General features: G+C 69.1%; 14 protein-coding genes and 1 tRNA gene. 4 read left to right on the top strand and 11 right to left on the bottom strand.

Going from position 1 to position 12845, the window contains the following annotated elements:
• Position 1: 1 nt before the first annotated feature.
• The 6 genes from JOM49_RS09525 to rplJ all read right to left on the bottom strand — a co-directional run bounded on the left by JOM49_RS09525 (position 2) and on the right by rplJ (position 5332).
• The gene (locus tag JOM49_RS09525) at positions 2-1333 is read right to left on the bottom strand and encodes an MCE family protein (RefSeq protein ID WP_209663961.1); all 1332 of its coding nucleotides are present in this window, start codon (positions 1331-1333) and stop codon (positions 2-4) included.
• The gene (locus tag JOM49_RS09520) at positions 1330-2178 is read right to left on the bottom strand and encodes an MlaE family ABC transporter permease (RefSeq protein ID WP_209663960.1); all 849 of its coding nucleotides are present in this window, start codon (positions 2176-2178) and stop codon (positions 1330-1332) included. Before JOM49_RS09520 ends, JOM49_RS09525 begins: the two co-directional genes overlap by 4 nt.
• A 2-nt stretch (positions 2179-2180) precedes the next feature.
• Positions 2181-2972, bottom strand: coding sequence for an MlaE family ABC transporter permease (locus tag JOM49_RS09515; protein WP_209663959.1), 792 nt, complete (start codon positions 2970-2972; stop codon positions 2181-2183).
• Positions 2969-4120, bottom strand: a complete 1152-nt coding sequence (locus JOM49_RS09510; protein WP_209663958.1) for an ABC transporter ATP-binding protein — start codon at positions 4118-4120, stop codon at positions 2969-2971. Before JOM49_RS09510 ends, JOM49_RS09515 begins: the two co-directional genes overlap by 4 nt.
• A gap of 226 nt (positions 4121-4346) precedes the next feature.
• Complete coding sequence (gene rplL, locus JOM49_RS09505; RefSeq protein WP_209663957.1) at positions 4347-4733, bottom strand: 50S ribosomal protein L7/L12; 387 nt, start codon at positions 4731-4733, stop codon at positions 4347-4349.
• Between the two features lie 47 nt (positions 4734-4780).
• A complete protein-coding gene (rplJ, locus tag JOM49_RS09500; protein ID WP_209663956.1) occupies positions 4781-5332 on the bottom strand; it encodes a 50S ribosomal protein L10 in 552 nt (183 codons plus the stop codon).
• Positions 5333-5642: 310 nt separating this feature from the next.
• Between rplJ and JOM49_RS09495 the strand changes: the two genes are divergently transcribed.
• Positions 5643-6548, top strand: a complete 906-nt coding sequence (locus JOM49_RS09495) for a hypothetical protein (protein WP_209663955.1) — start codon at positions 5643-5645, stop codon at positions 6546-6548.
• Between the two features lie 76 nt (positions 6549-6624).
• Positions 6625-7629, top strand: coding sequence for an ABC transporter substrate-binding protein (locus tag JOM49_RS09490; RefSeq protein WP_209663954.1), 1005 nt, complete (start codon positions 6625-6627; stop codon positions 7627-7629).
• Positions 7630-7686: 57 nt separating this feature from the next.
• Here the strand turns inward: JOM49_RS09490 and rplA are convergent, their stop codons facing one another.
• From rplA to JOM49_RS09465, 5 genes are all read right to left on the bottom strand, one after another.
• Positions 7687-8406 (bottom strand): 50S ribosomal protein L1, encoded by a 720-nt coding sequence (gene rplA / locus JOM49_RS09485; protein ID WP_209663953.1) that lies wholly within the window; start codon positions 8404-8406, stop codon positions 7687-7689.
• A gap of 209 nt (positions 8407-8615) precedes the next feature.
• Complete coding sequence (gene rplK, locus JOM49_RS09480) at positions 8616-9050, bottom strand: 50S ribosomal protein L11 (protein WP_113695832.1); 435 nt, start codon at positions 9048-9050, stop codon at positions 8616-8618.
• A 78-nt stretch (positions 9051-9128) separates the two neighbouring features.
• Positions 9129-9965, bottom strand: a complete 837-nt coding sequence (nusG, locus tag JOM49_RS09475) for a transcription termination/antitermination protein NusG (RefSeq protein ID WP_209663952.1) — start codon at positions 9963-9965, stop codon at positions 9129-9131.
• 82 nt (positions 9966-10047) lie between these two features.
• Positions 10048-10461 (bottom strand): preprotein translocase subunit SecE, encoded by a 414-nt coding sequence (secE, locus tag JOM49_RS09470; protein WP_209663951.1) that lies wholly within the window; start codon positions 10459-10461, stop codon positions 10048-10050.
• A gap of 31 nt (positions 10462-10492) precedes the next feature.
• Positions 10493-10565: transfer RNA gene (locus tag JOM49_RS09465), tRNA-Trp, on the bottom strand.
• Between the two features lie 178 nt (positions 10566-10743).
• On the opposite strand from JOM49_RS09465, the gene JOM49_RS09460 reads away from it, so the two are divergent.
• Together JOM49_RS09460 and JOM49_RS09455 are read left to right on the top strand one after the other, a co-directional pair.
• Positions 10744-11952, top strand: coding sequence for a pyridoxal phosphate-dependent aminotransferase (locus JOM49_RS09460; RefSeq protein ID WP_209663950.1), 1209 nt, complete (start codon positions 10744-10746; stop codon positions 11950-11952).
• A complete protein-coding gene (locus JOM49_RS09455) occupies positions 11952-12839 on the top strand; it encodes a TIGR03619 family F420-dependent LLM class oxidoreductase (protein WP_209663949.1) in 888 nt (295 codons plus the stop codon). The genes JOM49_RS09460 and JOM49_RS09455 overlap by 1 nt, the downstream gene beginning before the upstream one ends.
• Positions 12840-12845 lie beyond the last annotated feature (6 nt).

Below are 12845 nucleotides of genomic sequence, written 5' to 3'. Positions count from 1 at the left end.
TTCACTTCACGATCACCTCCGCACCGCGGTACAGCGGTCCCACCAGCAATCCGCTCCAGTCCGGCACCTGCGCGGCGTCCACCCCGGCCTGCATGCCCAGCAGTTCGGCGAGGAAGCGCTGCTCAGCGGGGCTGTAGGCCAGCTCGCCACCGGGCGCGCCACCGCCGAGGCCGACCGCGTTCGCGGCGTTGGCGGGCGGGAGCAGGCCGTCGTTCTGCGAGCGGGCGGCGGGCGGGTGCTTGCTGCCGTCGTCGATCGGGCCTTCCGGCGGGTGCTGCGGGAAGGGCTGCGGGAACTGGTTCATGTCGTAGCACCGCGGCCCGCGCTTGTCGTTGAACTCCGGCTCGTCCTGGCCCGGCTTGTACGGCCCGCGGTTCACCACGATCTCGATGGTCGCGTGCAGCCCCGGCCTGCCGGTGCCCTTGCCGAGCGCCTCGTCGATCCGCGGCAGCACGTCGGCCATCTGCCCGATCACGCACGGGTACTCCGGCGCGTACTTCGCCAGCAGTTCCGCGGTCGGGCGCGCGGTGTCGGCGAGCGCGATGAGGTTCGACTTGTTCGCCGAGAGGAAGGACCCGAGGTCCACCGAGGCGTTGGTCAGGTTGCCGTAGAGCGACTCGAGGTTCTGCTTCTGCTCGGCGATCGTGCCGGTGGTGGTGGTCAGGTTGTCCAGCGCCTGCACCAGTTCCGGCGCGCTGTCGGAGAAGTTGTCGGAGAACTTCGCCAGCTCCTCCAGGTTGTGCTGCAACTCCGGCAGGTGCGGGTTCAGGTCGCCGACGTACTGGCCGAGTTCGCTCAGCGTCTCGCCGAGCGGCTCGCCGCGACCCTGCAGCGCGGTGGAAATCGCCGAGAGCGTGCTCGACAGCTTCTGCGGCTGCACCGCCTGCAGCACCGGGAGCAGGTGCTCGAAGGCCTGCGACAGCTCGACCGCGCTGGAACTGCGGTCCTGCGGGATCACGTCACCGTCGGCGATCCGGGTCTGGTCGGCGTTCTCCGGGATCTCCAGCGAGACGAACCGCTCGCCGAACAGCGTCTTCGGCAGGAACCGCGCGGAGACGTTGGCGGGGATCAGCTGCGCCGACTCCGGCTCCAGCTCCAGGGTCAGCTCGGAGCCGTCCGGCGTGGGCGCGATGTCGGAGACCACGCCGACGATCAGCCCGCGGACCTTGACGTCCGACTGGCGGGCCAGCTGGTTGCCCACCTTGTCGGCCTGCAGCCTGACGTGCACGAAGGTGCTGAAGGCCTTGTTGTACATGGCGATGCTCAGGGTGACCCCGCCGATCATCACCACGATGAACGCGAGCCCGAGCAGCCGCTTGCGAAGGGTGCTCATCCGGCGATCCTCACCGTCGTGGTGGTCCCCCAGATGGCGAACCCGATGAAGAAGTTGACGATCGCCACGGTGACGATCGTGGTCCGCACCGCCCGGCCGACGGCCACGCCGACGCCGGCGGGGCCGCCGCTGGCGCGGTAGCCGTAGTAGCAGTGCGACAGGATGATGATCACCGCGAAGATCAGCACCTTGATGAAGGAGATGAACACGTCTTCGGGTGGCAGGAACAGGTTGAAGTAGTGGTCGTAGGTGCCCGCGGACTGCCCGTAGAAGTACACCGTGACTATTCGCGAGCCGAGGTAGGACATCAGCAGCCCGATGATGTACAGCGGGATCACCGCGATGAACCCGGCGATGATCCGGGTGGTGACCAGGTACGGCAGGCTCGGCACGCCCATCACTTCCAGCGCGTCGATCTCCTCGGAGATGCGCATCGCGCCCAGCTGGGCGGTGAACCCGGCGCCGACCGTCGCCGACAGCGCCAGCCCGGCGACCAGCGGCGCGATCTCGCGGGTGTTGATGTAGGCGGAGGCGAACCCGGCGAAGGCCGCGGTGCCGATCTGGTCCAGCGCGGCGAAGCCCTGCAGGCCGACCACCACACCGGTGAACACGGTCAGGCCGACCATCACGCCGACCGTGCCGCCGATCACGGCGAGCGCGCCGGAGCCGAAGCTCACCTCGGCGAGCAGCCGCATCGTCTCCTTCATGTACTTGCGCAGCGACTGCGGAACCCAGGCCAGCGCGCGGATGTAGAACGACAGCTGGTCCCCGAGCTGGTCGAGCAGGCCGAGCGGGGCGTTCACCACCCGGCGCGCGCCCTCGCCGAAGGCGTGGCGAATGGCCATCTCTAGCTCCCCTTCGCCGGAACGACCTGCAGGTACAGCAGGGTCAGGATGAAGTTGACGAAGAACAGCAGCAGGAAGGTGATCACCACGGCCTGGTTGACCGCGTCACCGACGCCCTTCGGCCCCGGCGGCGGGTTCAGCCCGCGGTAGGCCGCCACCACCCCGGCGATGAACCCGAAGATGAGCGCCTTCAGCTCGCTGATCCAGAGGTCGGGCAACTGGGCCAGCGCGGAGAAGCTGGCCAGGTAGGCACCCGGCGTACCCCCCTGCAGCACCACGTTGAAGAAGTATCCGCCGAGCACGCCGATCACGCTGACCACGCCGTTGAGCAGCACCGCGACGAGCATCGAGGCGAGCACGCGCGGCACGATCAGCCGCTGCACCGCGGAGACGCCGAGCACCTCCATCGCGTCGATCTCTTCGCGGATGGTGCGGGCGCCGATGTCCGCGCAGATCGCCGAGCCACCGGCACCGGCGACCAGCAGCGCGGTCACGATCGGGGCGGCCTGCTGGATGATCGCCAGCACGCTCGCCGCGCCGATGAACGACTGCGCGCCGAGCTGGGTGATCAGCGAGCCGAGCTGCAGCGCGACCAGCGCGCCGAACGGGATGGCGACCAGCGCCGTCGGCAGGACGGTGACGCTGGCGATGAACCAGGACTGCTGGATGAACTCGCGCACCTGGAACGGGCGCTGGAACATCCCGCGGATGACGTCGAGGCCGAGCGCGAACAGCTTCCCGGTCTCGCGGAGCATGCCGATCCCGGGGATCTTGGCGGAGGTGGCCGAACTCATGTACCGCCCTGCCCGGGATCACGTGGATCACGCCAGCCGCTGCTGGGCATGCTGGCGATCTGGTCGGAGGGGAGCTGCCCGGTGTGCTGGTTCGGCGGCTGCCCCTGGTACTGGTGCTGCGGTCTGGCGCCGACCAGCCGGTGCGGGCGCACGCCGTAGTGCCGCTGCTCCTCCGGCGAGAGCGATTCGATGACCTTCTCCTGCGCGGCCGCGGGCAGCGTGTGCAGGTTGCGCATCACGCGGTCCTGGCGGCGGCGGGCGCCCTGGCGCTCCGGCAGGCCGGGGGTGGGCTGCATCTGCGGCGGCACCCCGCGCACGTCCTCCACGCCACCGGCGTGGTGCCCGGCCTCGAACATGGCCTTCTCCGCGGCCAGGGTGGCGGAGTCCTTTTCCTCGCTCATCCCGATCGGGCCGTCCATCCGGCCGTTCAGGAACTGCTTGACCACCGGCTCCTCACTGGTCAGCAGCACCTCGCGCGGGCCGAACATGACCAGTTCCTTGCGGAAGAGCATGCCGATGTTGTCCGGGACCGTGCGCGCCAGGTTGATGTTGTGCGTGACGATCAGGAAGGTGGCGTCGATCTGCGTGTTCACGTCGATGAACAGCTGGCTGATGTAGGTGGTGCGCACCGGGTCGAGGCCGGAGTCCGGCTCGTCGACCAGGATGATCTCGGGGTCCAGCACCAGCGCGCGGGCCAGCCCGGCGCGCTTGCGCATCCCGCCGGAGATCTCGCCGGGGAGTTTCTTCTCCGCGCCGGAAAGACCGGTCATCTCGAGCTTTTCCAGCACGATCCGCTTGACTTCGGTTTCCGACTTCTTGGTGTGCTCGCGAAGCGGGAAAGCGACGTTGTCGTAGAGGTTCATCGAACCGAAGAGCGCGCCGTCCTGGAACAGCACGCCGAACAGCTTGCGCGTTTCGTACAGCTTCGATTCCGAGCACCGGACGATGTCCACGCCGTTGATCATGCAGCTGCCGCGCTCGGGCTTGAGCAGGCCGATCATCGACTTCAGGAACACCGACTTCCCGGTTCCCGACGGGCCCAGCAGCACCGAGACCTCGCCTGGCGGCAGGCTCAGTGTCACGTCCCGCCAGATGGCCTGCCTTCCGAAGGACTTCGTCAGACCCTCGACGACCACCTCGGCACCCATCGCACCTCCAGGAGCAGTCTTCATCGTCGGCTCTCGTACCCACCCTGGTGTAGCAACGAGCAGGGTGGACACAGGTTACTCACGAGTTTTCCCGCGGGGCTGGGTCGGGCGCGGTGGCAGCACCGTAGCCCATTCGCCGCACTCGCGCACCCATCCGGCGGGTGCCGACGAAAAAGGGGCGAGCACCTCGCGGTGCCCGCCCCTTTTCGCGTGGGTCAGCGTCAGATCACTTGAGGGTGATCTTGGCGCCGGCGCCCTCGAGCTTCTCCTTGGCGGCCTGCGCGGCCTCCTTGTCGACCTTCTCCAGGATGGCCTTGGGCGCACCCTCGACCAGGTCCTTGGCTTCCTTCAGGCCCAGGCCCGAGACGACCTCGCGGACGACCTTGATGACCTGGATCTTCTTCTCGCCGGCCGACTCGAGGACGACGTCGAACTCGTCCTGCTCCTCGGCGGCCGGGGCGGCACCCGCACCCGGGGCGGCGGCGACGACGGCGGCCGGCGCGGCGGCGGTGACGTCGAAGGTCTCCTCGAACTGCTTCACGAACTCGGACAGCTCAAGCAGCGTCAGCTCCTTGAAGGCGTCGAGCAGTTCGTCGGTGCTCAGCTTCGCCATGATGGCGTTCCTCTCTGGATGTGAACTTAGAGTTCAGGGGGTGGGGATCAGCTTTCGGCAGGTGCTTCGCCCGCGTCGCCCTCTTCGCCACGGCGCTTCTCTTCGAGCGCGGCGGCGAGCCGGGCGACCTGGGAAGCCGGCGCTTGGAACAGCGCGGCAGCCTGGGACAACTTGGCCTTGAACGCGCCGGCGGCCTTGGAGAGCAGCACCTCGCGGCTTTCGAGATCCGCCAGGCGGTTGATCTCGGCGACGCTGAGGGGCTTGCCGTCCATGTAGCCGCCCTTGATGACCAGGGCGTTGTTGTCCTTCGCGAAGTCACGGAGCGCCTTCGCGGCGTCGACCGCTTCACCTTCGACGAAGGCGATCGCGGTCGGGCCGACGAAGAGGTCATCCAGACCCTGGACACCGGCTTCCTGCGCAGCGCGCTGGACGAGGGTGTTCTTCGCGACGCGGTACTTGGCACTGGAGCCGAGAGCGACACGCAGCTGCGACAGCTGGGCGACGGAGAGGCCGGTGTACTCGGTGACAACGGTGGCCGAGCTCGTACGGAACCTGTCCGCGATCTCGGCGACGGCCGTCACCTTGTCGGGCTTCGCCATGGTCGCCTCCTCTCTTGGCTAGTGACCGCCGTGGAGGGACCCTGGGAACGACAAAACGCCCCAGCGCAGACAGGCGCGGGGCGTCAACGGCCGTACGAGACGGCCAGCCACGTTCCTCCTGCGCGGGCCGCCCGCCAAACTTGGGGGACCTTCGTTCCCCGGGCTTTCACCCAGGGAAGACCAGCGGTCTTCGGTAGAACCATCGACAACTATACGTGCCCCGCGCGAGCCCTTGGCGACCACCCTGCTTTTGCCCGCGAAAGCAGGGTGGCGGGCAGACGGGGCGCGCCCGGACCGGCATCATGGACGCGTGGCGGACCAGCGTGGAGAAGAGCACCCCGGGGCCGAGGTCGAACCCGCTCGCCGGGCGGACCCGACCCCGCCCGCCGACCCGGAGCAGCTGCGCCAGTTCCAGCAGTTCCAGCAATTCCAGGAGTTCCTCAAGTTCTCCGAGGCCCAAAAAGCCCAGGGCGGCGAAGTCGCCCAGCAGCCCGGTTCCGAGCTGAGTCACCAGCCACCCCCGCAGCCGAACCCGCAGCCGCCGCTGCCCCAGCCGAGCCACCAGCCGGGTGGCGAGCTGAGCCACCAGCCGCAGTGGCAGCCCCCGCCCCCGCCCCGCCCCAAGGTCCCGCGCTGGCTGACCTGGATCGGCAAGAAGCTGCTCGGCTGGCTGATCCTGCTCCTCCTGCTGGCCCTCGCCGCCACCTGGGCCTACAACCACTTCTTCCCCGGCGAGGACGAGGACCTGCCCGCCCCGGAGGCCGGTCGCGGCACCTACAGCGCCACCGAGCTGCTCCAGCCCAACCCGTACCGCGCGGTCCAGCTGGTCTACCAGCAGATCGCGCAGAACCGCCCGGACCTGGCCTGCGGCAACCTGGCCAAGCCCGCGCAGGCCAAGTTCGCCGCGGACCTGGGCTTCGCCGACTGCGAGCAGGCGGTCAACCAGCTCAGCACCGAGGTCACCAACAAGACCCAGTACGCCCAGTCGATCCCGTTCAACAGGTCGGGCGAGCTGCCCGGCGACGTGTTCGTGATCGATTCGTGCGACTACGACATCAAGGGCGGCGGCCGCGCGCTCGGCGTGTTCACCGTCGAGCGGCAGAAGGTGGACGCCTCCGGCGCCCCGGTCAAGGGCGAGCAGTGGCTGATCACCGGCCACGAAGCCGGCCCGAACCCGTGCCCGGGCGTCAAGCCGAGCGTGCCGCCGTCGAACTGATGCTCGTCACAGGTGTCCGAATCGGACGGCCGTCGAGGTTAGGGTCTACTTACCTAACTTGACGGAGGTTGTTCCATTGCGCAGCAAGACGCTGGTGGCGACGGTGGCCATCGCGCTCGTATCCCTCACGGCCTGCGGTTCGGGCGAGCAGGCGGCCGCTCCGGCAGCCGGTGGCTGGTCCTTCACCGACGACCGCGGCACCACGGTGACCGCCGCCGCCACCCCTCAGCGGGTCGTCGCCCAGGTGTCTTCGGCGGCGGCGTTGAAGGACTTCGGGGTGAAGGTGACCGGCACCTTCGGCCCCCTCTCCCGCCCCGACGGCACGGTCGAGCCGGAGGCGGGCAGCCTGGTGCCGTCCGAGGTGACCGACGTGACCGGCCCGGCGTACGGCGAGCTGAACCTCGAGCGCCTCGCGTCGCTCCAGCCGGAGCTGCTGGTCAGCGGCAAGTACGCCGAGTTCCCCGGCCTCTGGCACCTCAAGGAGGACCAGGAGAAGCGCGCACTGGAGATCACCCCGACCGCGGGCATCGTCCAGTCCGGCGCCGACCTGCCCAAGACCATCTCCCGCTACAAGGACCTCGCCCGCAGCCTCGGCGGTGACGTCGACTCCGAGCGGGTCAAGGCCGACGAGCAGGCGTTCCAGGCGGCCACCCAGCGGGTCCGCGTCATCGGCACCCGGATGAAGGCGGAGAACCGCAGCATCCTGGCCGTCGGCGGCCTGCCCGACCAGTACTTCGTCGTGGTCCCCGGCCGCAATCCCGACCTCGCCTACTACACCGAGGGCCTCGGCCTGCCGATCCGGACGCCGGACGCGCCGGACACCACCGGCGGCGGCTACTTCGAGATCCTGTCCTGGGAACGCGCGGACAAGTACCAGGCCGACATCCTGATGTGGGACACGCGACCGGCCTCGATCCCGCCCGCGCAGCTCAAGGCGAACCCGGTGTTCGCCGCGATGCCCGCCGCCGCGAACGACCGCTTCGTCGAGTGGGACGCCGTCGCCCCGCTCAGCTACGCCAGTTACGCGAAGATCATGAACAAGCTCGCGGACCAGCTCGAAGCCAAGCTCGCCACCCTCTGAGCACACGAAGAAGGGGCGGTCCCGCGGGACCGCCCCTTCTTCCTTGCTTCAAGCGACTCAGGCGTTCGCGTCCTCGGAGAGGAGGTTGCGGGTGCGAGCCGGGTCCACCGGGATACCGGGGCCCATGGTCGTGGTGAAGGTGACCTTCTTCAGGTACCGGCCCTTCGCCGACGACGGCTTGGCGCGCAGGATCTCGTCCAGCGCGGCGGCGTAGTTCTCCACCAGCTTGTCGGTGTCGAACGAGGCCTTGCCGATCACCAGGTGCAGGTTGGCCTGCTTGTCGACGCGGAAGTTGATCTTCCCGCCCTTGATGTCGGCGACCGCCTTGGCGACCGCGGGGGTCACCGTGCCGGTCTTCGGGTTCGGCATCAGGCCACGCGGGCCGAGGATCCGGGCGATGCGCCCGACCTTCGCCATCTGGTCCGGCGTCGCGATCGCGGCGTCGAAGTCGAGCCAGCCACCCTGGATGCGCTCGATCAGTTCGTCGGTGCCGACCGCGTCCGCGCCGGCGGCTTCGGCCTCGGCGGCCTTGTCGCCGGTGGCGAAGACGATGACGCGGGCGGTCTTACCGGTGCCGTGCGGCAGGTTCACGGTGCCGCGGACCATCTGGTCGGCCTTGCGGGGGTCCACCCCGAGGCGCATGGCGACCTCGACGGTGGCGTTCATCTTGGTCTTGGAGGTCTCCTTGGCGAGCTTGGCGGCCTCGAGCGGGGCGTACAGCCGCTCGCGGTCGATCAGCTCGGAGGCCTGGCGATAGGCCTTGCTGCGCTTGGTCATGCCCTGTCCTTAACTAGCGTGCTCAAGAATTGGATCAGTTGTGGTCCGGGCCAGCGCCTGGCCCTGCCACGGTGTCTTCTGCCCCACCTTCGGCGGGGCGGCGAAATCGCTGGGGAGCTGATGTCTTCCTTCTCGATTCGCCCGGCCGTGGGGGCCGATCGAATCGCTCAGTCCAGACATCAGCGCGATTTCGCGGGTGGTGCGGTGGGTCAGCCCTCGACCGTGATGCCCATGGACCGGGCGGTGCCGGCGATGATCTTCGCGGCCTGGTCGATGTCGTTGGCGTTGAGGTCGCTCTTCTTGGTCTCGGCGATCTCGCGGACCTGGTCCCAGGTGACCTTGGCGACCTTGGTCTTGTGCGGCTCGCCGGAGCCCTTCTCCACGCCAGCGGCCTTCAGCAGCAGCTTCGCGGCCGGCGGCGTCTTCAGCTTGAAGTCGAACGACCGGTCCTCGTACACGGAGATCTCGACCGGCACCACGTTGCCGCGCTGGGACTCAGTCGCCGCGTTGTAGGCCTTGCAGAACTCCATGATGTTGACGCCGTGCTGACCCAGCGCGGGGCCGACCGGCGGAGCCGGGTTCGCGGCCCCCGCCGAGATCTGCAGCTTGATGATCGCTGCAAGCTTCTTCTTCTTGGGTGGCATTGCTTCGTGTCCTTCTCACTATCAAGTCCCCCGCACACCTGCCAGTACGCGGGGACTGCCGGCTCGACAGCCGAGCCGTCAGATCTTGGAGACCTGGTTGAACGACAGCTCGACCGGGGTCTCCCGGCCGAAGATCGACACCAGGACCTTCAGCTTCTGCCCGTCGGCGTTCACTTCGCTGATCGTGGCGGGCAGGGTGGCGAACGGGCCGTCCATCACCGTGACCGACTCGCCGACCTCGAAGTCCACCTCCACGGTACCGCCGCCGAGCGGGGCCTCCGTCGTCGCGGACTCGCCCTTGCTCTTGGCCGGGGCGGCCTTCTCGACCTGCGGCGCGAGGAACTTCAGCACCTCGTCGATGGTCAGCGGCGACGGGCGCGAGGTGGCGCCGACGAAACCGGTGACCCCAGGGGTGTTGCGGACCGCGCTCCAGGAAGCGTCGTTCAGCTCCATCCGGACCAGGATGTAGCCGGGCAGCACCTTGCGCTGCACCTGCTTGCGCTGGCCGTTCTTGATCTCGGTGACCTCTTCGGTGGGCACCTCGATCTGGAAGATGTACTCCTCGACGTCCAGCGTCTGGGTACGGGTCTCGAGGTTGGTCTTGACCTTGTTCTCGTAACCCGCGTACGAGTGCACCACGTACCACTCGCCGGGCGCGGCGCGGAGTTCCGCGCGCAGCTTGGCGACCGGGTCCTCGTCCTCGTCGGCTTCGGGCTCCTGGAGCTCCTCGGCCTCTTCGGCCGGTTCCGTGGCCGCCGCGTCTTCGGCCGGCTCGTCGGAGCTGTCCGCCTCTACCGGCTCGGTGGCGTCGTCGTCGCTGTCGGCGGTGTCCGCACCGTCGACGGCCTCGACCACCTGCGCGTCGGAAAGGTCGGTCAGCTCCTGACCGCTGCCTGTGCCGTTGTCGGAGGTCACGTTCCGTCCTCTCAGTTGATCACGTGTCGTACTCGGGGCATCGCCGTGGCGCCGCTGTCCTCAGCGGCGGTCCGCAGCGCGCTCAGTTGCCGAATACGGCACCGATGGCCTCGTGGAACACGAGGTCCAGGCCGAAGACCAGGGCCACCATGAAGGCCAGGAAGACCAGCACCACCGCGGTGTAGGTGACCATCTGCTTACGGGTCGGCCAGATGACCTTCCGCAGCTCCGACCACACCTCGCGGATGAAGCGGCCGAGCCGCTTGATCGGAGAGGCCTGCTTCTCCTTGCGATCACGCTTCGGCGTCGGCTTGGCCTTGGCGTCGGACGCCTTGCCCGCCGGCCGGGTCTTGTCCCCGTCCTCTTCGGACTTGGCCGCGCCTGCCTTGCCGGCTGGCCGGGCGGAGGCGCGACGCTCACGCCGAGCCGCGGCGGTGACCGGACGAGAAGGGCGCTTCGGCTCCTTCTCCTGGTCCTTCTCGCCGTCCTCGCTCACGAACCACTCCTCCGCTTCACCGACTGATACGCAGGGGTGACAGGACTTGAACCTGCAACCTGCGGTTTTGGAGACCGCTGCTCTGCCAATTGAGCTACACCCCTTTGAGCGCAACCGCCGCTCGTGGACGCATTCGACCCTCCCCGCATCCCTGCGGGGACGAGTGTCGGGCGTTCCAAGTTCGGAAGTCTACGGTAAGACCCACTGCCCTGTGCAACCTACCCCTGCTGTGGGCTCCGGCCACCCTGTGGCGAAGGGCACCCGCCGTGGAAAACTGCCCCCATGACCACCAGCGGCCGGATCTCGGCCAGGATCGCCGGCATCAACCCCTCCGCCACCCTGGCCGTGGACGCCAAGGCCAAGGCGCTCAAGGCGCAGGGCAGGCCGGTGATCGGCTTCGGCGCCGGTCAACCCGATTTCCCCACCCCGGATTACGTGGTCGAAGCGGCCGCCGCGGCGGTGCATGATCGCGCCAACCATGGCTACACCGCGGCCGCCGGCCTGCCCGAACTGCGTGAGGCGATCGCGGCGAAGACCCTGCGCGACTCCGGGCTCGAGGTGGAGGCCGCGCAGACGCTGGTGACCAACGGCGGCAAGCAGGCGGTCTACTCGGCCTTCGCCACCCTGCTCGATCCCGGCGACGAGGTGCTGCTGCCCGCGCCGTACTGGACCACCTACCCCGAATCGATCACCCTGGCGGGTGGCGTTCCGGTGCAGGTGACCGCCGACGAGTCGACCGGCTACCTGGTCAGCGTGGCGCAGCTGGAGGCCGCGCGGACGCCGCGGACGAAGGTGCTGCTGTTCAACTCGCCGTCGAACCCGACCGGCGCGGTCTACCCGCGTGAGCAGGTCGAAGCGATCGGGCGCTGGGCGCTCGAACACGGCATCTGGGTGGTCGCGGACGAGATCTACGAGCACCTGGTCTACGACGGCGTGAAGGCGGAGTCGCTGCCGGTGGTGGTGCCGGAGATGGCCGACCGCACGCTGGTGCTGAACGGCGTCGCGAAGACCTACTCGATGACCGGCTGGCGGGTCGGGTGGCTGGTCGGGCCCGCCGACGTGATCAAGGCGGCCGCGAGCTACCAGTCGCACCTGTGCGGCAACGTGGCCAACGTTTCGCAGCGCGCGGCGCTGGCGGCGGTGGCCGGGCCGCTGGACGCGGTGGCACGCATGCGGGAGTCGTTCGACCAGCGGCGTCGCACGATCGTGTCGATGCTGTCGGCGATCCCCGGCGTCGACTGCCCGACGCCGGAGGGTGCCTTCTACGCGTATCCATCGGTGAAATCCCTTCTGGGCAAGGAAATCCGCGGCGAACGACCGGCCGACACGGTGCAGCTGGCCGACCTGCTCCTGCGTGAGGCCGAGGTCGCCGCGGTGCCGGGCGAGGCGTTCGGCACGCCCGGGTACTTCCGGTTCTCCTACGCACTGGCCGAGGACGAGCTGGTCGAGGGCATCACGCGGGTCGCGCGGCTGCTCGGTGAGGCGAAGTGATGCGGCTCGGCATCGGCCTGCCGCACTACGGCGCCCACGCCGACCCGGCGGGCATCGCCGCCTTCGCGGCGCACGCCGAAAAGGTCGGCTACGACTCCCTGTGGGTGGGCGACCGGGTGCTGACGCCGCTGGAGCCCAGCGACCTCTACCCGGGCGGCACCCCGGAGCGGCCGTACCCACCGCAGTTCACCAGGTATTTCGACCCCCTGGTGGCGCTGACCGTGGCGGCGACCGCCACCGAGCGGATCCGGCTCGGCAGCAGCACGCTGATCGGCACCCTGCACACCCCCGTCCTGCTCGCGCGCACGCTGACCTCGATCGACCTGGTCAGCCGCGGACGGCTGGACGTGGGCCTCGGCATCGGCTGGATGCGCTCGGAGTACGCGGCGGCGGGCGTGCCGTGGGCGGCGCGGGGCCGGCGGCTCGACGAACTGATGGACGCGCTGGTGGCCATGTGGACCGGCGACCCGGTGGCGCACGACGGGCCGCTGTGGCAGATCCCGCCGTCCCGGGTGGACCTGCGTCCCGTGCAGCGCCCGCACCCGCCGCTGCTGCTCGGCGCCCAGACCGACGCCGCGCTGGAGCGGGTCGGCCGCAAGGCGGACGGCTGGCTCCCCGCCGGACGGCCGTTCGACGTGATGGCACGGCAATGGGACGTGATCCGCGCCGCCGCGGAACGCGCCGGTCGCGACCCCGGCGTGCTGCGGCGGATCCTGCGCCTGAACCCGCGTCCGGGCACGACGCTGACCGACGTGGCCACCCAGCTCTCCGCCGCGCGCGAGGCGGGGATCGAAGAGGCCTTCGTCGACCTGCACTTCATCACCGGCGATGTCGCCGAAGCCACCGACCGCGCCGACGAGCTGTTCGCCATGGCGGCTGGTTCCTGAGTCCCT

The organism is Amycolatopsis magusensis, from assembly GCF_017875555.1.
Classification (GTDB): Bacteria; Actinomycetota; Actinomycetes; order Mycobacteriales; family Pseudonocardiaceae; genus Amycolatopsis; species Amycolatopsis magusensis.
The sequence above is the reverse complement of the archived record's forward strand: the minus strand, read 5'-3'. Positions and strand labels throughout refer to the sequence as shown.